Source organism: Thermohalobaculum sp. (genome assembly GCF_058622915.1).
Window position 1 is genome coordinate 11,542 of record NZ_JBZSYN010000074.1, and the last position, 19,315, is coordinate 30,856.

At 70.0% G+C, this 19,315-nt stretch carries 20 protein-coding genes and 1 pseudogene; 8 read left to right on the plus strand and 13 right to left on the minus strand.

Annotation, left to right across the window (positions count from 1 at the left end; translation table 11 throughout):
• Positions 1 to 59: 59 nt before the first annotated feature.
• The 8 genes from AC32QD_RS06105 to AC32QD_RS06140 form a co-directional block, all read right to left on the minus strand.
• The gene (locus AC32QD_RS06105) at positions 60 to 1,628 is read right to left on the minus strand and encodes a trimethylamine methyltransferase family protein (RefSeq protein WP_492009596.1); all 1,569 of its coding nucleotides are present in this window, start codon (positions 1,626 to 1,628) and stop codon (positions 60 to 62) included.
• Positions 1,621 to 2,466 (minus strand): isocitrate lyase/PEP mutase family protein, encoded by an 846-nt coding sequence (locus AC32QD_RS06110; RefSeq protein WP_492009597.1) that lies wholly within the window; start codon positions 2,464 to 2,466, stop codon positions 1,621 to 1,623. Before AC32QD_RS06110 ends, AC32QD_RS06105 begins: the two co-directional genes overlap by 8 nt.
• Entirely contained in the window at positions 2,463 to 4,931 is a 2,469-nt protein-coding gene (locus AC32QD_RS06115; RefSeq protein WP_492009598.1) for a GcvT family protein, read from the minus strand. Before AC32QD_RS06115 ends, AC32QD_RS06110 begins: the two co-directional genes overlap by 4 nt.
• A complete protein-coding gene (locus AC32QD_RS06120) occupies positions 4,931 to 6,001 on the minus strand; it encodes a zinc-binding dehydrogenase (protein WP_492009599.1) in 1,071 nt (356 codons plus the stop codon). Before AC32QD_RS06120 ends, AC32QD_RS06115 begins: the two co-directional genes overlap by 1 nt.
• Positions 6,002 to 6,068: 67 nt before the next feature.
• Positions 6,069 to 6,737, minus strand: coding sequence for a Fe2+-dependent dioxygenase (locus AC32QD_RS06125; protein ID WP_492009600.1), 669 nt, complete (start codon positions 6,735 to 6,737; stop codon positions 6,069 to 6,071).
• 117 nt (positions 6,738 to 6,854) lie between these two features.
• Complete coding sequence (locus AC32QD_RS06130; RefSeq protein ID WP_492009601.1) at positions 6,855 to 7,769, minus strand: homocysteine S-methyltransferase family protein; 915 nt, start codon at positions 7,767 to 7,769, stop codon at positions 6,855 to 6,857.
• A complete protein-coding gene (locus tag AC32QD_RS06135; RefSeq protein ID WP_492009602.1) occupies positions 7,766 to 10,204 on the minus strand; it encodes a GcvT family protein in 2,439 nt (812 codons plus the stop codon). Before AC32QD_RS06135 ends, AC32QD_RS06130 begins: the two co-directional genes overlap by 4 nt.
• 10 nt (positions 10,205 to 10,214) lie before the next feature.
• Positions 10,215 to 10,823: a helix-turn-helix domain-containing protein gene (locus AC32QD_RS06140; protein ID WP_492009603.1), complete on the minus strand. Its 609-nt coding sequence runs from the start codon at positions 10,821 to 10,823 to the stop codon at positions 10,215 to 10,217.
• A gap of 153 nt (positions 10,824 to 10,976) precedes the next feature.
• Between AC32QD_RS06140 and AC32QD_RS06145 the strand changes: the two genes are divergently transcribed.
• Together AC32QD_RS06145 and AC32QD_RS06150 are read left to right on the plus strand one after the other, a co-directional pair.
• Complete coding sequence (locus tag AC32QD_RS06145; protein WP_492009604.1) at positions 10,977 to 11,309, plus strand: hypothetical protein; 333 nt, start codon at positions 10,977 to 10,979, stop codon at positions 11,307 to 11,309.
• A gap of 191 nt (positions 11,310 to 11,500) precedes the next feature.
• Complete coding sequence (locus AC32QD_RS06150) at positions 11,501 to 12,124, plus strand: sulfotransferase family protein (protein ID WP_492009605.1); 624 nt, start codon at positions 11,501 to 11,503, stop codon at positions 12,122 to 12,124.
• 15 nt (positions 12,125 to 12,139) lie between these two features.
• Here AC32QD_RS06150 and AC32QD_RS06155 read toward each other — a convergent pair whose 3' ends face one another.
• The gene (locus AC32QD_RS06155; protein ID WP_492009606.1) at positions 12,140 to 12,853 is read right to left on the minus strand and encodes an NAD-dependent deacylase; all 714 of its coding nucleotides are present in this window, start codon (positions 12,851 to 12,853) and stop codon (positions 12,140 to 12,142) included.
• 47 nt (positions 12,854 to 12,900) lie between these two features.
• Here AC32QD_RS06155 and AC32QD_RS06160 point away from each other — a divergent pair, with 47 nt between their 5' ends.
• A complete protein-coding gene (locus tag AC32QD_RS06160) occupies positions 12,901 to 13,530 on the plus strand; it encodes a DUF1493 family protein (RefSeq protein WP_492009607.1) in 630 nt (209 codons plus the stop codon).
• Here AC32QD_RS06160 and AC32QD_RS06165 read toward each other — a convergent pair.
• Positions 13,514 to 13,981 (minus strand): hypothetical protein, encoded by a 468-nt coding sequence (locus AC32QD_RS06165; RefSeq protein ID WP_492009608.1) that lies wholly within the window; start codon positions 13,979 to 13,981, stop codon positions 13,514 to 13,516. The genes AC32QD_RS06160 and AC32QD_RS06165 overlap by 17 nt on opposite strands.
• Before the next feature lie 63 nt (positions 13,982 to 14,044).
• On the opposite strand from AC32QD_RS06165, the gene AC32QD_RS06170 reads away from it, so the two are divergent.
• The 4 genes and pseudogenes from AC32QD_RS06170 to AC32QD_RS06185 all read left to right on the plus strand — a co-directional run.
• Entirely contained in the window at positions 14,045 to 14,491 is a 447-nt protein-coding gene (locus AC32QD_RS06170; RefSeq protein ID WP_492009609.1) for a low molecular weight protein-tyrosine-phosphatase, read from the plus strand.
• 33 nt (positions 14,492 to 14,524) lie between these two features.
• On the plus strand, positions 14,525 to 16,324 hold the full coding sequence (gene lepA / locus AC32QD_RS06175; protein WP_492009610.1) for a translation elongation factor 4: 1,800 nt from the start codon (positions 14,525 to 14,527) through the stop codon (positions 16,322 to 16,324).
• 76 nt (positions 16,325 to 16,400) lie between these two features.
• Positions 16,401 to 16,694 carry a GIY-YIG nuclease family protein gene (locus tag AC32QD_RS06180; protein ID WP_492009611.1) on the plus strand — a complete coding sequence of 98 codons (294 nt, stop codon included), beginning with the start codon at positions 16,401 to 16,403 and terminating at the stop codon, positions 16,692 to 16,694.
• Between the two features lie 150 nt (positions 16,695 to 16,844).
• Positions 16,845 to 16,973 (plus strand): annotated as a pseudogene (locus tag AC32QD_RS06185) (hypothetical protein); the annotation flags it as partial.
• Between the two features lie 17 nt (positions 16,974 to 16,990).
• Here AC32QD_RS06185 and AC32QD_RS06190 read toward each other — a convergent pair.
• Entirely contained in the window at positions 16,991 to 17,683 is a 693-nt protein-coding gene (locus AC32QD_RS06190; RefSeq protein WP_492009612.1) for a hypothetical protein, read from the minus strand.
• Between the two features lie 605 nt (positions 17,684 to 18,288).
• Between AC32QD_RS06190 and AC32QD_RS06195 the strand changes: the two genes are divergently transcribed.
• Positions 18,289 to 18,486 carry a hypothetical protein gene (locus AC32QD_RS06195; RefSeq protein WP_492009613.1) on the plus strand — a complete coding sequence of 66 codons (198 nt, stop codon included), beginning with the start codon at positions 18,289 to 18,291 and terminating at the stop codon, positions 18,484 to 18,486.
• Between the two features lie 88 nt (positions 18,487 to 18,574).
• Here the strand turns inward: AC32QD_RS06195 and AC32QD_RS06200 are convergent, their stop codons facing one another.
• Both AC32QD_RS06200 and AC32QD_RS06205 read right to left on the minus strand, forming a co-directional pair.
• Positions 18,575 to 18,841 carry a hypothetical protein gene (locus tag AC32QD_RS06200; RefSeq protein WP_492009614.1) on the minus strand — a complete coding sequence of 89 codons (267 nt, stop codon included), beginning with the start codon at positions 18,839 to 18,841 and terminating at the stop codon, positions 18,575 to 18,577.
• 187 nt (positions 18,842 to 19,028) lie between these two features.
• Positions 19,029 to 19,315, minus strand: a 287-nt coding sequence (locus tag AC32QD_RS06205; RefSeq protein ID WP_492009615.1) for a ParB N-terminal domain-containing protein, incomplete at its 5' end; no start/stop codon positions are given.

Genomic DNA, 19,315 nt, shown 5'->3' on the forward strand with positions numbered 1-19,315 from the left:
CTGCCGCGGCAGGCCCGGGGCCCCGGGTCAGCCCCGGGGCAGCGGGTTTGGAAATTCCCTCAAAGCCCCACCGCCTTCGGGGGCAGGTGGATGCGGAAGCGCTGGCGGATCGCCTTGTCCACCTCCCATTTCATGTGCCGCGGGTGCGGGCCGTCGAGGATCTCGCGCTTCTTGGCGATGGCCTTGGCCAAGAGGTCCGGGCGGCCCTTCTCGACCCATTCCTTGGGGCTCGTGCGGTCGCCCAGCCGCGGATAGACATAATCCGACTGCATGCGCCCCAGCGTCTGGGCGTGGCCGAGATAGTGGCCCGGTCCCTTGAGGCAGACCTCGCGGATCGCCTCGACCGAGACCGAGTCCTCGTCCACCTCGATGCCGCGCACGCAGCGCAGGCACTGGCCGAGCATGTCGTCGCCGAGGATCAGGGACTCGAGGCAGAAGCCCAGGAGCGAGGCGTGCATGCCGACCGACTCGTAGACCATGTTGAGCCCGGCGAGCCCGGCCATGACGTTGGAGACCGCCTGCTCCCAGCCGGCCTGCATGTCGGGCAGCTTGGAGTCCGCGATGCCCGCCGCCGCGCCGCCCGGCAGGCCGTAGAAGCGATGCATCTGGGCGCAGGCCGCACTCAACAGCGCCTGCTCGCCCGAGCCGCCCGACATTGCCCCGGTGCGCAGGTCGCTGACGAAGGGCCAGGTGCCGAAGATCGCCGGGAAGCCCGGCGCCAGCGCGTTGACATAGACCACGCCCGCCAGGCATTCGGCCACCGCCTGCACCACAGCGCCGGCGATCGGCGCGGGCGCCGTGGCCCCGGCCTGCCCGGCCGAGAGCAGCAACACCGGCATGCCGCCGCGGATGCAGGCCTCCATCACCAGGCAGGCCTCGGTGGCGAACTTCATCGGCGGTACCACGAAGCAGTTGGAGTTCGACACGAACGGCCGCGCGCGCCATTTTTCCTCGCCGGCCGCCGCCAGATGCAGCATCTCGAGCGCGGGGGCCACGTTCGCGGCCTCGGTGAAGCTCACGCCCGCATGCTTGCGGGTGCCGCGGATGCAGGCATAGACGGTGTTGAGGTCCATCTCCTGGTTGTCGGCGATGTCGCGGCAGACCATGGGCCGCTGGAAGAAGTGCACGTTGTCGAGCACCTCGACGATGCGCGCCGCGTCGTAGAGGTCCTGCATGGTGGAATCGCGGTAGACGCGCTTTTCCACGTCGACCAGGTGCACCGCCGCCCCGGCGGTGCCGTAATGCACCTTCGCGCCCGAGAGCTGCAAATCGAAGCGCGGGTCCTGGCCGGCGAGCGTGATGCCGCGCGCCGCTTTGGCCAGCATGTCCTCGACCAGGGCGCGCGGGAAGCGGATGCGCCCGTCGTCGCCTTGCACCGCGCCGGCGCCGGTCAGGAGCGCGACGCCCGAGGGCGGCGCATCGGCGAGCCCCACCTGCTCGAGCAGGTCGAGCGCGGCGCGGTGGATGCGCGCGACGCCGGCCTCGCTCAGCGGCTTGTAGAGCCCGCCCTCGAGCCCCGGGCGCACGGGCCGGATCGCTTCGGCCAGCGGTGCGGCGCGCTCGGCGTGGCGGGCCGCGCGGCCGCCATGGCGGCGGCGGACGGAGTCCCCGATTGCAGGCTCAACCATGAGTGCCTCCCGCGGCTCCCGCCGCCAGCATCGCGTCGATTTCACGGCCCGGCGCGCCGGCCTTCAGCGGAGTGAAGCTGCCACCCTGCAGCATCGCCGTCATGCAGTCGCGGATCGCCGCCTGGGTGACGCGCGCGACCTGCGAACCGACCGAGATGCGCCGCACGCCCATCGCGGCCAGTTCGGCCACGGTGAGCTCGCGCAGCGGCCCGGCGGCAAGCGCGTTGACCGGCTTGGTGACCGCCGCGAGCACCTGCTTGAGCTCGGCCGGCCCCGGCGGCAGCGGCACGTAGAGCAGGTCGGCGCCGGCGGCCTCGAAGGCGCGGAGCCGGCGGATCGCCTCCTCGAGCCTGTAGCCGCCGGTCAGGCAGCCGTCGGCACGGGCGCACAGCACGAACGGGCGGCCCAGGGCGCGGGCGGCGGAGCTGGCGGCGCGGATGCGCTCGACGGCGAGGTCGAAGGCGTAGGGCGGATGGCCCGCGACCATGCGGGTGTCCTCGATCGAGCAGCCGGACAGGCCGGCCTCGGCCGCCAGCCGCACGGTCTGGGCGATCTCGTCGGGGTCGTCGGCGAAGCCGTTCTCGAAGTCGCCGGAGACCGGCAGCGGCGTGGCCGCGACGATGGACTCGGCATGGGCGAGCGCCTCGTCGCGGGTCATGGTGCCCATGTCCGGGCGGCCGAGCGTGAAGGCGAAGGCGCCGGAACTGGTCGCCAGCGCCTGCGCCCCGGCGGCGGCCATCATGCGCGCGGAGCCGGCGTCCCAGGGATTGGGGATGACGAAGCAGCCCGAGGCGTGCAGCCCCTGGAACCGTTCGTGGCGTTCGGCAAGTCCGCTCATGCGCGCACCCTTTCCGCCCGGGAATCATACATCGGTTTCAGGCTCGCCGTCGCGGCGACGCGGCGGCCGGCGACCTCGATTTCGTAGGACGAGGCCACAACCTGATCGGCCGTCTCGCCCTCGCAGGGCACGTAGCCCAGGCCGATGGCGCCGCCGAGGTGGTGGCCGTAATTGCCCGAGGTGACGATGCCGACGATCCGCCCGTCGCGCAGGATCGGCTCGTTGTGGTAGAGCAGCGGCTCCGGGTCCTCGAGGCGGAACTGCACCAGCCGCCGCGTCAGCCCCGCCTCGCGCTTGCGCAGGACCGCCTCGCGGCCGATGAAGTCGCCAAAGCGCGCGCGCGGCTTGTCCGGCTTCACCGCGAAGCCCAGCCCCGCCTCGAGCACGTGGTCCTCGTCGGTGATGTCGTGGCCGAAATGGCGGAACGCCTTCTCGATGCGGCACGAGTCCAGCACGTGCAGGCCGCAAAGCCTCAGCCCGTGCGGCCGGCCGGCCTCCTCGATCGCCTCGAAGACATGCGCGGCCTGGTCCGCGGGCACGTAGGCCTCCCAGCCGAGCTCGCCGACGTAAGTCACCCGGTGCAGCCGCGCGGTCCCGAGCCCGATCTCGGCCACCTGCGCGGTGCCGAAGGGGAAGTCGGCGTTCTCCAGCGAGACGCCGGTGATCGGCTGCAGCACCTCGCGCGCCTTCGGCCCCATGACCACGATCACCGCCTCGGCCGCGCTCAGCTCCGTGACGACGCAATGCGCCCCGTCGGGTAGGTGGCGGCGGATCCGGGCCAGGTCGCGCGTCAGCGTCGCGCCCGGCGTGATCACCAGAAAGGCGGTCTCGGAGAGCCGCGTCACGGTGACGTCGGCCTCGATGCCGCCGCGCTCGTTGAGCATCTGGGTGTAGACGATGCGCCCGGGCTCGACGAAGACGTCGTTGCCGCACAGGCGCTGCAGCACGTCGGCCGCGTCACGCCCCTCGACGCGGATCTTGCCAAACGAGGTCATGTCGAACAGCCCGACGCCCTCGCGCACCGCGCGGTGCTCGCGCGCGGCGTTGGCGAACCAGTTCTGCCGGCCCCAGCTGTAGCGGTACTCGCGCGCCTCACCGTCCTCGGCGAACCAGTTGGCGCGCTCCCAGCCCGCCACCTCGCCGAACACCGCGCCGCGCGCGGCCAGGTGCCCGTGCAGCGGCGAGCGGCGGATGCCGCGCGCGGTCTGGGGCTGGCGGTAGGGGAAGTGGTCGGCATAGAGCAGCCCCAGCGTCTCGGAGACCCGGGCGCGCAGGTAGCGCCGGTTGTTCTGGAACGGCTGGACGCGGCGGATGTCCACGTCCCACAGGTCGAAGGGGGCCGCGCCGTCCTCGATCCACTGCGCCAGCGCCCAGCCGGCGCCGCCGGCCGACTGGATGCCGACCGAGTTGAACCCGGCCGCGACCCACAAGCCGCGCGTCTCCGGCGCCTCACCCAGATAGTAGCGGTTGTCCGGGGTGAAGCTCTCGGGGCCGTTGAAGAAGGTGTGGATGCCGGCCTCGGCCAGCATCGGCATGCGCGCCACGCCCTGCTCGAGGATCGGCTCGAAATGCTCGATGTCCTCGGGCAGCTGGTCGAAGCAGAAGCCCTCGGGGATGGCGCGGCCCTCGGGCGGCCAGGGTTTGGCGTTCGGCTCGAAGGCGCCCAGCATCATCTTGCCGGCGTCCTCCTTGTAATAGGCGCACTCGTCGGGCACGCGCAGCACCGGCAAGGGCGCGAGCCCGGCGATCGGCTCGGTGACGATGTAGAAATGCTCGCAGGCATGCAGCGGCACGGCGGCCCCGGCCGTCAGCCCGACCTCGCGGCCCCACATGCCGGCGCAGTTGATCACGATCTCGGCCTCGGTGCGGCCGGTCTCGCCGCCGTGCTCCCACGAGACACCGGTGACGCGGCCGCCCGCGCGCTGGATGGCGGTGACCCTGGCGCCCTCGACGATGGTGGCGCCGCCCTGGCGCGCGCCCCGGGCCAGCGCCAGCGCGATGTTGGCCGGGTCGCCCTGGCCGTCGGTGGCGATGAAGACGGCCGCCGTCACGTCGTCGGTGCGCACATGGGGGTAGCGCGCGCGGACCTCGTCCGTGGAGATCTCCTCGACCGGCACGCCGAAGGCGCGCGCCATCGAGGCCGAGCGCAGCACCTCCTCGCGCCGCTCGGGCGTCAGCGCCAGCGTTATCGAGCCGAGCTGGCGCATCCCCGTCGCCACCCCGGTCTCGGCCTCGAGCCGGGCGTAGAGGTCGGCCGAGTACTTGGCCAGCCGGGTCATGTTGTGCGTGGCACGCAGCTGGCCGATCAACCCGGCGGCGTGCCAGGTGGTGCCCGAGGTCAGCTGCTTGCGCTCCATCAGCAGCACGTCGGACCAGCCCAGCTTGGCCAGGTGGTAGGCCACCGAGCAGCCGGCGACGCCGCCGCCGATGATCACCGCGCGGGCATGGCTGGGAAGACCGGGCATCACTGGACCTCCGGGGGCAACAGCACGAGCTTGCCGGGATAGCGTTTGGCGACGAAGTCCTCCTGCGCCCGGGCGATTTCGCCGAGCGGATAGGTCCTCGAGACCAGCGGGCGCAGGGCGCCGGCGTTGATGTGGCCGACCAGCCGGCCGAACACCTCGGGCGACTGGTAGGTGCAGCCGAGCAGCGTCAGGTCACCGAGATAGATCGTGCGCAGGTCGGCCTCGACGATCGGCCCGGCGATGGCGCCGGCGACCGCGTAGCGCCCGCCCGGCTTGAGCGCCTCGATCAGACCGCCCCAACCCGGCCCGCCGACCAGATCGATCACGGCCTCGAAGCGGCTGGGCGCCGGCACGGCACCGCGGTCCAGCACGTCGTCGGCGCCCGCGGCGCGCACCGCCGCCTGCTTCGCCGCGCTGGCCAGGGCGGTCACCGTTGCGCCGCGCAGCTTGGCAAGCTGCACCGCCGCCATTCCCACCCCGCCCGAGGCGCCGGTCACCAGCACCCGCTCGCCGGTCGCCACGCGGGCGCGGTCGAGCAGGTTCTCGGCGGTGCCGTAGGCACACGGCATCGCCGCGATCTCGGTGTCGGTGAGCGGCGAGCGGGTGACGTCGTAGAGCTGGTGCGCCGGCACCACGCAGAACTGCGCGAAGGCGCCGTCGTATTCCGAGCCGATCACCCGGATCGCCACCGGGTTCGCGGGCGTCGGCTCGGCCTGGTTGGTCGGGCAGGTCACCCGCGCGCCGAGCGGCGGCGCCGAGAGCCCCGCGCCATGCGCCACCACCACGCCGCACAGGTCGGCCCCCTGGATGCGGGGAAAGCCCAGCGCGCCGGCCCAGCCGCCCGCCTCGACCTCCGCCTCTGCGCTGCCGTCGGTGCCGGCGCGGACCTCCTTCGCGTACCAGCCGATGCGGGTGTTGATGTCGGTGTTGTTGACGCCGGCCGCCAGCACCCGGACCAGCACCTCGCCCGGGCCCGGCGCGGGCACCGGGATCGCCGGGTTTGCGACCAGCTTCTCCGGCCCGCCATGGCCGGTGAGCTGGATGCCGAACATGGTGCGCGGCACGGTCATGGCCGCACCTCGCCCCGCCCGACCAGCGGGGCCCCGAAAGCCGATCTGGCGGGCTGCCGGCGGCGCCCTAGGGCTGCCACCATTCGCGGATCAGGTTGAACAGCGCGCCGCGCAGCGCGTCGGCCTCGCGGGCCCGCGCCGGGTCGGCCTCGAGCGCGCCCTTGACCTGGTTGAGCTGCACCACAATGGCGCGGTGGCGCTCGTCGGGAATGTGGCTCTGGAACCAGGTCACCGCCACCAGCCGCACGCCGCGCGTGACCGGCGCCACCCGGTGCAGATAGGTGGTCGGATAGATGAAGGCGTCGCCGGCGGGCAGCTTGATCTTGGTCTCGTTGCCGCCCTGGTCGAGCACCAGCTCGCCCCCCTCGTACTCCTCGGGCGGGTTGAGGAACACCGTCATCGAGATGTCGGCGCGCAGCTGGCCGAAGTTGAGAAACGGCGCGTCCACATGTGCGCCGTACTCCATGCCCGGCTCGTAGCGCGCGAAGGTCGGCGGTGCCATGCCCTTGGGGAAGGCATAGGCCGAGATCTGCGGGCTGGCGCCGACCGCGCGCTGGACGCTGTGCACCAGCTCCTTGCGCAGCTGCGATTCGGGCTGGACCTGCAGGTTGTTCTTGACCGCGGCCGCGGCGCCGGAGGCGGTGATCTTGCCGTCGACGAACTCCGCCTTGTCCAGCCGGGCGCGCAGATCGGCCACCTGCGCCTGCGTCAGGACCTTGTCGATGCGGTAATGCACGGTCTTCCCCCTTCGCCGCCCGGCTGTGACTGACCCCTTGGTAGCGCCACCGGCGTGGCGGGCAAAGCGGATTTTCCCGCCCGCGCGGGATCGCCGCGGACGCGGCCATTGCACACGTCATGGCGCCACCCCGACGATCTCGTGGCCGGCCTCGGCCAGGCGGCGGGCCAGCGAGGCGATATGCGCCGGCCCGATCTCGCAGCAGCCGCCGACGATCGAGGCGCCGGCCTTGACCCAGCCCAGCGCAGTCGCGGCATAGGCCGCCGGTGTCACGTCCTCGCGGCCCGACAGCGCCTTGACGGTGGCGCCGGGCTTGTAATCGGCGCTGATGCCGCAAAAGCCGTTGGCATAGCCGCCGAAGGGGCCGTCGAGGGTGGCGAGCTCCGGCATCGCTGCGGTGATCGCCTCGGGCACGGAGCAATTGACGAGCCGCGCGGCGACCGCCAGCCCCTCGAGCCGGGCCGCGGCCTCGGCGATGCTCTCGCCCGAGCGCAGCCGGGCCGTCGCGTCGTCCATCAGGGTCCAGGAGACCCAGACCGGCTTGCCGCCGCCGGCCTCGAGCGCGCCGCGCACCGCGCCCAGCGCCTGGCCCGAATGGCTCATGGTCTCGCACAGGAACAGGTCGACATGCGGCGCCTGCAGCGCGGCGATCTCGGCGTAGATGGGCGCGATCTCGTCGGGGTCGTTGGCCAGCTCGGGCCGGTAGCTCCAGGCCAGCGGCGGCAGGCAGCCGGCGATCGCCACCGCCACGCCGCTCGCCTTGCGGGCCTCCTCGGCCAGCAGGCAGGCGCGGCGCTGCAGCGCCTCGAACTTGTCGCCGTGCTCCTGCCGCTCGAGCCGGTCGCGGGTGCAGGAATAGGCGTTCACGGTGATGACGCGCGCGCCGGCGCGGATGAAGTCGAGATGCACGTCGCGCACCAGGTCGGGCATGTGCATCATCACCTCGGCCGACCACAGCGAGGTGGGCTCGGCCGGGCTGCGCTTGATCAGCTCCTGGCCCATGCCGCCGTCGAGAAGCGTCACCCGGCTCATGCCTTCAGCCTTTCGTTGCCGGGGTCCCAAATCGGACCGTCCGGCTGCACGACCGCGGGGCGGCGCTCGCCGTAGATCTCGACCTCGAGCCTCGTGCCGGGCGCCGTGCAGTCGGCCCGCACCATGGCGAGCGCGATCGAGGCGCCGACCCGGTAGCCCCAGGCGCCCGAGGTGGTCTCGCCCACCACCTCGCCGTCTCTCCACACCGTCGACATGTAGGGCGCATCCGCTGCGCCGGCGTCGACAACCATGGTCGTGAAGCGCTTGGCCACCCCCCGCTGGCGCTCGCGCAGGAGCGCCGCCTTGCCGGGGAAGTCCTGCGGCTTGTCGAGCTTGACGAAGCGGTCGAGCCCGCCCTCGAGCAGCGTGTAGTCGGTCGAGAGATCGCCCTTCCAGGTGCGATAGCCCTTCTCGATGCGCAGGCTGTCGAGCGCGAACATGCCGAAGGGCCTGGCGCCCTGAGCCAGCACCAGGTCGTAGATCTCGGGCAGTTTCTCCATCTCGGCATGGATCTCCCAGCCGAGCTCGCCGGTGAAGGAGACCCGCAAGAGCGCCGCCCAGTGCCCGGCGATCTCGGTCTCCTGGAAGCTGAGCCAGGGCAGCGTCAGGTCGGCCCCGCAGAGCGCGCCGATGACCTGGCGCGACTTCGGGCCGGCGACGATCAGGGTGCCGATCTGCTCGGTCCAGTCCTCGATGGTGATGGGACTGCTTTCGGGCAAATGCCGCTCCAGCCACTCCCGGTCGTGGAGCTGGGCCGCCGCGGCGGTGACCAGGACGAACTGGTCCTCGGCCTCGCGGGTGACCGACATCTCGGTGACGATCCGGCCCCTGTGGTCGGCGAAATAGACCAGGCCGACGCGGCCGATCCTAGGCAGCGCGCCCGCCACCAGCCCGCGCAGCCAGTCATCGGCGCCCTCGCCCTTGACCTTGAAGCGCGAGAAGCCCGGCAGGTCCAGCACGCCACAGCCGTCGCGCACGGCCTCGCATTCCTCGCGGATGCGCTTCTCCCAGGGGCCGGAGCGGGACCAGGTCTGGGTCGCTTCCTCGGAGGTGTCGTCGCCGGGCTGCGCGAGCCACAGCGCGCGCTCCCAGCCGTTGAAGGCGCCCATCTGGCCGCCCAGCGCCACCACCTTGTCGTGCACCGAGGAGCAGCGCTTGGGCCGCCCCGCCGGCCAGGCATGCCACGGGAAGTGCATGGCGTATTCGTGGCCGTAGACCTCTCTCGCCTTGGCGACGCAGTAGTCCTTTTCGGCCCAGGGCCCGAAGCGGCGCGGGTCGCACGACCACATGTCCCACTCGGTGCCGCCCTCGACCACCCATTCGGCCAGCACCTTGCCCGCGCCCCCGGCCTGCGCGATGCCGAAGGTGAACACGCAGGCCTCGAAGGCGCCGGGCACCCCAGGCATCGGCCCGATCAGCGGGTTGCCGTCCGGGGCATAGGGGATCGGCCCGTTCACCACCCGGCTCAGCCCCGCCTGGCCCAGAAGCGGCACCCGCGCCATGGCGTCCTCGAGATACCACTCGAGCCGCTCGAGGTCGTCGGGGAAGAGCTGGAACGAGAAGTCCGCGGGCATCGGGTCGTCCGCGCTGACCCAGTGCGCCCGGCAGTCGCGCTCGTAGGGCCCGAGGTTGAAGCCAAACTTCTCCTGCCTGAGGTAGTAGGAGGAGTCCACGTCGCGCAACAGCGGCAGCTTGCGGCCGGCGCGCTCGGACCAGTCCTGCACCTCCGCGACGCCGTCGAACATGATGTACTGATGCGACATGGCGACGATCGGCACCTCGCGGCCGAACAGCCGCCCGACCTCGCCGGCGCGATAGCCCGCAGCGTTGACCACGTGCTCGCAGCGCACCTCGCCCTGGGGCGTGGCCACCACCCATTCGCCGCCCTGCCGCCGCACGCCGGTGACGGAGCAGAAGCGCACGATCTTCTGGCCCCGGTCGCGCGCGCCCTTGGCCAGCGCCTGGGTCAGCTGCGCCGGGTCGATGTCGCCGTCATAGGGATCGAACAACCCGCCCTTGAGGTCGTGCAGCTCGAGGAAGGGATAATGCGCCTTCAGCTCGTCGGGGGTGCACACCTCGATCTCGAGCCCCTGGTAGCGGCCCATGCCCTTGACCCGCTCGAACTCCTGCATGCGCTCGCTCGAATGCGCCAGCCGGACCGAGCCGGTGACGTGGTAGTTCATCGGATAGTCCACGGCCTCGGCCAGCCCGCGATAGAGCTCGGTCGAGTAGCGCTGCATGTTCATGATCGCCCAGGAGGCCGAGAAGGTCGGCACGTTGCCCGCCGCGTGCCATGTCGAGCCCGAGGTCAGCTCGTCGCGCTCGATCAGCAGGCAGTCGGTCCAGCCCTTGAGCGCCAGGTGGTAGAGCGCCGAGCAGCCCACCGCGCCGCCGCCGATGATCACCACGCGTGCCGTGGAGGGGATCTGTGCCATGGCTGTCTCCTCAGTAGACCGGCGGCGCGATCACCCACACCGCCACGGCGGGCTCGGTGCCGGGGTTGCGCCAGCGGAAGGGCTCGGCCCGGAAGCGGAAGCTGTCGCCCGGGCGCAGGTGGAAGTGCCGCGCGCCGATCCACAGCTCGAGCTCGCCGGCGACCAGATAGCCCGCCTCCTCGGTCGGCCGGGTGACGAACGCGCGCCGCTCGGCGCCGGCGTCGAACACCGAGCGCACGATCTCGAACGAGCCCGCGAGGTCGGGCGAGAGCAGCTGCTCGCTCAGCCCCTCCTCGGCCGAGCCCAGCGTGCGCCGCGCGCCGCCGCGCACCACATAGCCGCGCTCGGGCCCGGGCGCGGGGTCGGGGCCGAAGAACAGCGACATCGGCTGCTCGAGCAGATCGGCGAGGCGATGCAGGTCCGAGATGGTCGGCTCGGCCAGATTGCGCTCGACCTGCGAGAGCCAGCCGACCGAGCGGCCGGCGCTCAGCGCCAGCTCGGCCAGGGTCAGGCCGCGCGCCTTCCTCAGCGCGCGCAGATCGGCGCCGACGCCGCTGGCGCGCGCGGGCGTGGCCTGCGGCCCGGGCTCCGGGGCGCTGTCGTGGGCGCTGTCGTGCACCGGCGGCTCCTCCCCTTTCGTCCGGTGAAAAAATCTGGTGAATTTTCATCGCCCGCATGTCAGAAAACGCCGTGCGCGTGTCGCGCACCGCCCATTTTCGCGCGCTGTTCGAGCGCGCCGCGTCGCCAGGAGGGGACGCCAAAGGAGGCCCCGATGCCCCAGGCCGCTCGCGCGCCGGTCGCGCTTTTCACCCTGTTCAATCTCGTCGTGGCGCCGGTGGTCGGGCGCATCGTCTGGCACGGCATGATGGGGCTGGCTGCGCAGGGCCACGCGGTCGTCGCGGTGCTGGTCTCGCTGATCACGGTCAGCGCCATCCTCGGCGTCAATGCCGGGCTGACCTGGTGGGCCACCCGCGCCGGCCTGTCGCGCCGCGGGCAGATGGAGCTGTGGCTGATCACCGGCGGCACCTTCGCGCTGACGGTGGGCTTCGGCACCTTCTCGCCGATCAACCTGGTGCTCGCGCTGGCCCGCCGCGCGGGGGTCTGATCGAGGGGGGTCTGCTCGAGGGGGGTCTGATCGATGGGGGTCTGATCGATGGGGGTCTGATCGGTCGGCGCCTGATCCGCTCCCGGCTGCGACAAATTACAATGCGCCGCGCGATCGAACCGTGCTAGCGTGCCACCCGGGGGGGCGCCGGTTCGCGCGCGCCGCATCTTTGCGACATCGAGGAGTCGAGCATGGGACTGCGCGTGATCGGCGCCGGCGTCGGCCGGACCGGAACCTACTCGCTGAAGCTCGCGATCGACCAGCTGGGGTTCGGTCCCTGCCATCACATGGAGGAGGTGCTGCGCAACAAGCCGGTGCAGGTGCCGCTGTGGGCCGCGGCCGCGCAGGGCTCGCCCGATTGGCCGGCCATCTATGACGGCTATGAAAGCGCCGTGGACTGGCCCACGGCCTGCTTCTTCCGCGAGCTCAGCAGTGCCTGTCCGGACGCGAAATTCGTCCTCACGGTACGCAGCGCCGAGAGCTGGGCGGACAGTTTTTCGCAAACCATCTACCGGCTGATGGCGACGGCGGACGAAGCGCCGCCGCACATGCGCGCCTGGTTCGACATGAGCGTGGCGGTGGTCAACCGGACCGGATTTCCCCCCGGCCTCGACCGGCAAGGCCTGATCGACGCGTTCCAGGCGCACAACGACGCGGTCTGGTCGGTCGTCCCGCCCGAGCGGCTGCTGGTCTTCCAGGCCAGGGAGGGCTGGGGCCCCTTGTGCGACTTCCTCGGCGTCGCCGCGCCCGACGAGCCGTTCCCCCGCAGCAACGACCGGGGCGAGTTCTGGGATCTCGTCGCCGCCGGGTCCTAGGCCCCCTGCCGCGCCTCACGCCCCCAGCATCCGCGCCACCCAAGCCGGCGCCGCCTCGCCGGCCGGCCCGAGGATGCGCGCGTCGAACAGCGCGGCGTTGTCCGAGGGCGCGAGGTTGATCTCCAGCGTTCGGGCGCCGCGGTGCTTCGCCTCAGCCACGAAGCCCGCCGCCGGATAGACCGAGCCGGACGTGCCGATGGCGACGAACAGGTCGCAGGCGGCGAGCCGCTCCTCGATGGTGTCGAGCGCGTGGGGCATTTCGCCGAACCACACCACGTCGGGCCTGACCGCGCCGGCCGCGGCGCAGGCCGGGCAGGCATCGGCCGGGCTCATGTCGCCCCGCCAGTCCCAGCGATTGGCGCAGGCCGCGCACAGCGCGCGCATAATGCGCCCGTGCATGTGGATCACCTCGGACGCGCCCGCCCGCTCGTGCAGGTCGTCGATGTTCTGGGTGATCAGCGTCACCCGCCCCGGCCAGTCGCGCTCGAGGCGCGCCAGCGCCGCGTGGGCGGGGTTCGGCGCCGCCTCGCGGCAGGTGCGCCGCCGCATGTTGTAGAACTCGAGCACCCGGCCCGGGTCGCGGGCATAGCCTTCGGGCGTCGCCACCTCGGCCAGGTCGAACCGGGTCCACAGCCCGCCCCGGTCGCGAAATGTGCCGAGCCCGGATTCGGCCGAGATTCCCGCCCCGGTGAGGATCACGATCCGGTCCGTGCGGTGGTCCGTGCGCATCGCCGCGATCCGCGCTATGCTGCCCCGGCCCACAATGGACACCCGCGATGGCCCGTCAAACCCATTTCGACCGCGTCCGCGCCCTGGTGAGCCGCGCCAGCGGCGTGCCCGAGGCCGAGATCACGCTCGAGGCCCGGCTGCGCGGCGACCTCGGCCTGGACTGCAACGAGGGGCGCGCCTTCCTCGCCGCCTTCGCCGCGGAGTTCGGAATCGACATGGCGCAGGTCGATCCGCTCAACTATTTCGACGAGCCGGCCGCCTTCACCGGCTACGCCACGCTGGTGCCGGTGGCGGCGCGGCTCAGCCCCGCCTTCCGCGCCCGCGTGCGCCGCTCGACGCGGGGGCTGCGCGCGCTCAGGGTGCGCGACCTGGTGGCCTCGGCCCGGGCCGGCCGCTGGCTGCGCCCGCCGCTGCCGCGTGGCGACGCCGACCTGACCCGGCTCGGTCCCTCGGGCGCATTGCTGCTCGCGGGCAGCGTGCTGCTGCCGGCGCTGCTCGGCTATTGGCAGTATGCCGATCTGGGGGCGCCGCCGGCGCGCGCGGCGGGCGTGGCGCTGGGCGTGCTCGCCCTCATCTGGGGCCTGCTCGCGGCCCGCCTGCTCGCCGCCCTGCCCTGGCTGCGCCGGCTCGACGCGGCCGCGGCCCGCGAGGAGCAGGCGCTCAGCGCAGCTCGCTGAGCGCCCGGGCGCGCATCGCGGCATAGCCCGGCCGGTCGTGCAGGATCTCCAGCGTCCTGTGGCGCCGGGGCGTGAACATGTCGAGATGATAGATCCGCTGGTTCGGCCCGATCTCGCCGCGCTGGCGCGCGAAGTCGTTCATGTAGCCGTAGGAGCCGACCACGAACACCTTGCGCTCGCAGCCGCCCTTGACCAGGAAGAACATGTAGAGCTTGGCGTACTCGCCCTCGAGCGGCCCGAACGCGATGGCGTCGATCTCGCCCGCGGGCGTGGGGATCCGCTCGCGCAACGTGTGGCTCTGCGGCCCGGGCGCGAGGAAGGCCGGCCACTGCTCGATCACGCAGCCCTTGGGCCGCGTCGACGCCTGCTTGTCCTGCGCCCCGGCCGGCGCCGCCAGCAGCGCGCCCAGCGCCGCCGCGGCCAGCACGCCCTTCACCATTGCCCGGATCATCGCTATGCCTCTCTGCCCGATTGCGCGTTTTGCGCCAGTCTAGCGAAGGGAGCCCGCACCGCAATGCGCATCCTGTGCGTCTGCCTCGGCAATATCTGCCGCTCGCCCACGGCCGAGGCGGTGCTGCGCGCGCTCGCCGCGGCCGAGGGGCTCGCCATCGAGATCGACTCCGCGGGCACCGGCGCCTGGCATGTGGGCGAGCCGCCGACGCCCGAGGCCGTCGCTGTGGCCCGCGCGCGCGGCTACGACCTCGCCGCCTTGCGCGCCCGCCGGGTCGCGCCGGCCGACTTCGACGCCTTCGACCTGATCCTCGCCATGGACCGCGCCAACCTCGCCGAGCTCACACGCCTGCGCCCCCCGCACGCCCGCGCCGAGCTGCGCCTGTTCGACCCCGCCGGCTGCGAGATCCCCGACCCTTGGGGAGGCTCCCGCGCCGACTACGCGCGCACGCTCGACCTGATCGAGGCGGCCGCCCGCGCCCTGCTGCCCGCGCTCCGGGCGCGTTCTTGACGCCATCCCGGCCCCGCTCCATAAGCGCGCCCCATGACCGACCTGAGCCACATCCGCAACTTCTCGATCGTCGCCCATATCGACCACGGCAAGTCGACGCTCGCCGACCGGCTGATCGAGATGACCGGCACGCTGACGGGGCGCGAGATGAAGGCCCAGGTGCTCGACACCATGGACATCGAGCGCGAGCGCGGCATCACCATCAAGGCCCAGACCGTGCGCCTGGTCTACAAGGCCAGGGACGGCCGCCAGTACCTGCTCAACCTGATCGACACGCCGGGCCATGTCGACTTCTCCTACGAGGTCTCGCGCTCGATGCGCGCGGTCGAGGGCTCGCTCCTGGTGGTCGACGCCTCGCAAGGGGTCGAGGCGCAGACGCTCGCCAACGCCTACCAGGCGATCGACGCCGACCACGAGATCGTGCCCGTGCTCAACAAGATCGACCTGCCCGCCGCCGACATCGAGCGCGTCAGGACCCAGATCGAGGACGTGATCGGCATCGACGCCGCCGACGCCGTGCTGATCTCGGCCAAGACCGGCGCCGGCGTCACCGAGGTGCTCGAGGCCATCGTCAACCGCCTGCCCGCGCCCGCGGGCGACGCCGGGGCGCCGCTCAAGGCCATGCTGGTCGATTCGTGGTACGACGCCTATCTCGGCGTCATCGTGCTGATCCGCATCATGGACGGCGTGCTCAAGCGCGGCGAGCGCATCCGCATGATGCAGACCGGCGCGCTCTACCAGGTCGACCGGGTCGGCATCTTCACGCCCAGGATGACGCAGACCGACGTGCTCGGCCCCGGCGAGATCGGCTTTCTCACCGCCTCGATCAAGCAGGTGCGCGACACCCGCGTGGGCGACACCATCACGCACGAGCGCCACCCCTGCGCGCACCCGCTGCCGGGCTTCAAGCCCGCCGTGCCGGTGGTCTTTTGCGGCCTCTACCCGGTCGACTCGGCCGACTTCGAGGACCTGCGCGACGCGGTCGAGCGGCTGGCCTTGAACGACGCCAGCTTCACCCACGAGGTCGAATCCTCGGCCGCGCTGGGCTTCGGCTTCCGCTGCGGCTTCCTGGGGCTGTTGCACCTCGAGGTGATCCGCGACCGGCTCGAGCGCGAGTACCAGATCGACCTGATCACCACCGCGCCCTCGGTGGTCTACCGCATGCATTTGCGCGACGGCGCCATGCGCGAGCTGCACAACCCCGTGGACATGCCCGAGCCGACCCAGCTCGACCGCATCGAGGAGCCCTGGATCAAGGCCACCATCCTGGTGCCCGACGAATACTTAGGCGACGTGCTCAAGCTGTGCGAGGACCGGCGCGGCCGCCAGCAGGACCTCACTTACGTCGGCGGCCGGGCCATGGTGGTCTATCGCCTGCCATTGAACGAGGTGGTGTTCGACTTCTACGACCGGCTCAAGAGCGTGACGCGGGGCTATGCCAGCTTCGACTACCACCTCGACGGCTACGAGGCGGGCGAGCTGGTGCGCATGCAGATCCTGGTCAACGAGGAGCCGGTCGACGCGCTCGCCACCATCGTGCACCGCGACAAGGCCGAGGCGCGCGGCCGCCAGATGTGCGAGCGGCTCAAGGAGCTGATCCCCCAGCACCTGTTCAAGATCCCGATCCAGGCCGCGATCGGCGGCCGCGTCATCGCGCGCGAGACCATCTCGGCGCTCCGCAAGGACGTGACCGCCAAGTGCTACGGCGGCGACATCACCCGCAAGCGCAAATTGCTCGACAAGCAGAAGGCCGGTAAAAAGAAGATGCGCCAGTTCGGCCGGGTGGAGATCCCGCAGGAGGCGTTCATCAATGCGTTGAAGATGGATGGGTGAGCGCCCGTGAGCGCCCTGTCGAGCTGGGTCATGCCCCGGCGTGACCGGGGCATCCTTGGCCCCTAAGCGACGCGTCGTGGCAAAGTCCTTCTTCGTCTACATTATGACGAACCGCCCCGACGGCACGCTCTACATCGGCGTGACCAGCGACCTCGTCCAACGCGCTTGGCAGCACCGCACAGGAGCCGCCGACGGCTTCACCAAACGCTACAACCTCCATCGGCTCGTCTGGTTCGAGCCGCACGACAACGCCGAAAGCGCGATCCGGCGCGAGAAGCGCCTGAAGAAGTGGCCCCGGCGCTGGAAAACGGCGCTGATCGCCGCCACGAACCCCGGGTGGCGCGACCTGTGGGACCAGATATGCCGGTGACGACGGGAGCGCCCTCAAGGCTGAGACCTCCGTCCTCACCCGGCCCACCTCTCCGTCATCGCCCGGCCCACCTCTCCGTCATCGCCCGGCTTGACCGGGCGATCCCCTGCCGACCGAGAGATGCCCCGGTCAAGCCGGGGCATGACGAATGGCGGCGACATCACCCGCAAGCGCAAATTGCTCGCGAAGCAGAAGGCCGGTAAAAAGCGCATGCGCCAGTTCGGCCGGGTCGAGATCCCGCAGGAGGCGTTTATTAATGCGTTGAAGATGGATGGGTGACCAATTGAGCAGGATGATTAAATATCAGGAGAAAATTTAAATTGGCGAACTAGATATTTGATCGAATCAACCGCTTTTCGATTCCCCGAGTCTCCAATTTCGTTGAAAATCGCGCTGCTCTCTGTCAAGAATCCGATCAAAAACAAATGACCCACATGAATCGTTGTTGTCAAGGCGCTTTTTATGAATTCACTTGACACTCCCATTCGAATGAAATTTTCTCCAGCAACGTTTTCGATCACTCCAATACGGCTTGGGAAAAAATAATGGCCATGAACACCGAACTCTGAAGTTTTCTTAAAATAGGCGTATAGAGCATTCCCAACTGAATTGATCTCGGAGAATCGGAATTTCTTCTGATATTCTTTTCTATCTCCAGATGATTTCGAAAACCACAGCTTTTCAAGCTCTGGATCTTTCGAGAAAATGATCGCATCGCGCGCGAGTTCGCAGGCCATTCGCGTTAAACCTAGACCGATATTTGGATCGCGCTGGAAAGACATTAGGGCGGCGTGGCGCAAATAGCTACGAATACCAGAAACGGCTACTGGAGTGCTCATCGAAAATCGATCGCTATTCATTAGTATAATGTTGTGAAGAGACCAGATCAATTCCATCAAATGTTCGGATTTGTCGACATAAAATTCAAATTCTTTGATGCTACTTTCGAACTGTTCTTCATAAAGTCTTAGGAATTTTCTTCTCGTCATGGACAATTTCACCGCGGCCGAGTTTCAGAAGTAAATTTATCAGCATTTGGCAAAAAAACAAGCAAGCTTAGGGTAGCAAGCGTAGCAACTGTCTTTCGCATCCTCATATGGGGCGGTACTCGGTCTGGTCGCGGAACATGGCGTTGAGGATGGTCAGCAGCTTCCGGGCGCAGGCGGTGATGGCGAGCAAGCGTAGGGTGGGTGCCAACCCACCGCGCACCGCGCCAACACCGCCCGCCACTGGTGGGTTTCACCCACCCTACCCATCGCCGCATGTCGGGCGGGCATCACCCCGTCAACCCACGGCCGCCGCCCAAACCCCGCCCTACCGCCGGTCGCGCGCGCCGCCCCACCGGGTAGGGCGGGCTTCAGCCCGCCATCCCCCGGCCGGGACTCCGGCGTGGCGGGATGAAGCCCGCCCTACGCGCCGAACCTCCGCCCGCCCGGCCTGCCCACACCGGCGGCGAAAACCGTCCGAATAGATGTTCTATTAAAATCAATAACTTGACCATATGTCCACGCGTGGACACCCTGTGCGCCTTGCCCGCCGGCCCCCGCTTGCGGCACAATGGCGCCGCGCCCGGGGGGGCGCCGGGGGGTGGCACATGGTTGCGCTGGACATTCTCAAGCCGTCGGACGTGGAAGGCATCTTCACCTCGCCCTTCTTCGTCCACTACTGGCCGAGCATCATCGGAACGATTCTGTTCTTTCTCTGCCTGCGCCTGGGCTGGACCTGGACGGTGGTGCCGATCGTCGGCGGCGCCATCGGCCTGCAGGTGCTCGCGCTGGGCATCGGCAGCTGAGCGCCGCAAAAAACGCGCCCGCCGGAGCGACCTCGCTCCGACGGGCGGCACCGCTTCGGGACGGTGCGATCCCCGGGGCCCGAAAGGCTCAGGCGCCGGCGGCGCGGAACCGGTCGAACGGGGTCTTCGGCGCGTCGGCCGGCTTGGGCTTGGCCGCCTCGGCCTCGGCCGGCTTGGCCTCGGCGGGCCTGGCCTCCACCCTGGCCGCGCCGTTGCCCTTGCTGAACGGCAGCCCGTCGTCCATGTCGCCGCCCTTCGACAGCTCCTCGGCCATGCGCAGGAATTCCTCAACCTTGGCCAGCTCGGCCTTCAGCCGGCTGCGGTACCTGGTAGCAAGCTGAAATACGTCGGACATAACGACCCCCTGATCTGGCGCTGCGGCCGAAACCCGCAGCACCGGGCCCGACCATGAACAAGATTCGGCCATAAACATAACACGGTATCAGGCAGTCTGGTATGGAATTTTTCGAATGAAAACAATTAGAAACAGAGCAAACCTGAAACCGTGCAACCGCAAGTTTAGCCGTCCGTCGAAACCGCCCTCAGCGGATGCGCGGCTGCACCAAAAATCCGGTCACCGTGGTCTCGCCCAGCGCCTTCAGCGCCTCGAGCCGGTGCAGCCCCTCGACCAGCACATAGCGCTCGCCGTCGGGGCGTCGCTCGAGCCGGACGCTGATCGGGGTCTGCTGGCCGTGCTCGAGGATGTCCTCGGCCAGCGCCTCGACCCGGGCCGCATCCAGCGCCTTGGCGCGCTTGACCGGCACGTAGATGCGGGCAATCTCGATCTCGTGGCGCTCGAGCATGGCCATGTCAGATCGCCCGGCCGGGC

Bases quoted from the DNA above. Each gene is read 5' to 3' on its own strand.
- AC32QD_RS06105 (WP_492009596.1), bottom strand. From the start codon at position 1,628: ATGGTTGAGCCTGCAATCGGGGACTCCGTCCGCCGCCGCCATGGCGGC.
- AC32QD_RS06110 (WP_492009597.1), bottom strand. From the start codon at position 2,466: ATGAGCGGACTTGCCGAACGCCACGAACGGTTCCAGGGGCTGCACGCC.
- AC32QD_RS06115 (WP_492009598.1), bottom strand. From the start codon at position 4,931: ATGCCCGGTCTTCCCAGCCATGCCCGCGCGGTGATCATCGGCGGCGGC.
- AC32QD_RS06120 (WP_492009599.1), bottom strand. From the start codon at position 6,001: ATGACCGTGCCGCGCACCATGTTCGGCATCCAGCTCACCGGCCATGGC.
- AC32QD_RS06130 (WP_492009601.1), bottom strand. From the start codon at position 7,769: ATGAGCCGGGTGACGCTTCTCGACGGCGGCATGGGCCAGGAGCTGATC.
- AC32QD_RS06135 (WP_492009602.1), bottom strand. From the start codon at position 10,204: ATGGCACAGATCCCCTCCACGGCACGCGTGGTGATCATCGGCGGCGGC.
- AC32QD_RS06145 (WP_492009604.1), top strand. From the start codon at position 10,977: ATGCCCCAGGCCGCTCGCGCGCCGGTCGCGCTTTTCACCCTGTTCAAT.
- AC32QD_RS06150 (WP_492009605.1), top strand. From the start codon at position 11,501: ATGGGACTGCGCGTGATCGGCGCCGGCGTCGGCCGGACCGGAACCTAC.
- AC32QD_RS06155 (WP_492009606.1), bottom strand. From the start codon at position 12,853: ATGCGCACGGACCACCGCACGGACCGGATCGTGATCCTCACCGGGGCG.
- AC32QD_RS06160 (WP_492009607.1), top strand. From the start codon at position 12,901: ATGGCCCGTCAAACCCATTTCGACCGCGTCCGCGCCCTGGTGAGCCGC.
- AC32QD_RS06165 (WP_492009608.1), bottom strand. From the start codon at position 13,981: ATGATCCGGGCAATGGTGAAGGGCGTGCTGGCCGCGGCGGCGCTGGGC.
- AC32QD_RS06170 (WP_492009609.1), top strand. From the start codon at position 14,045: ATGCGCATCCTGTGCGTCTGCCTCGGCAATATCTGCCGCTCGCCCACG.
- lepA (WP_492009610.1), top strand. From the start codon at position 14,525: ATGACCGACCTGAGCCACATCCGCAACTTCTCGATCGTCGCCCATATC.
- AC32QD_RS06190 (WP_492009612.1), bottom strand. From the start codon at position 17,683: ATGACGAGAAGAAAATTCCTAAGACTTTATGAAGAACAGTTCGAAAGT.
- AC32QD_RS06195 (WP_492009613.1), top strand. From the start codon at position 18,289: ATGGTTGCGCTGGACATTCTCAAGCCGTCGGACGTGGAAGGCATCTTC.
- AC32QD_RS06200 (WP_492009614.1), bottom strand. From the start codon at position 18,841: ATGTCCGACGTATTTCAGCTTGCTACCAGGTACCGCAGCCGGCTGAAG.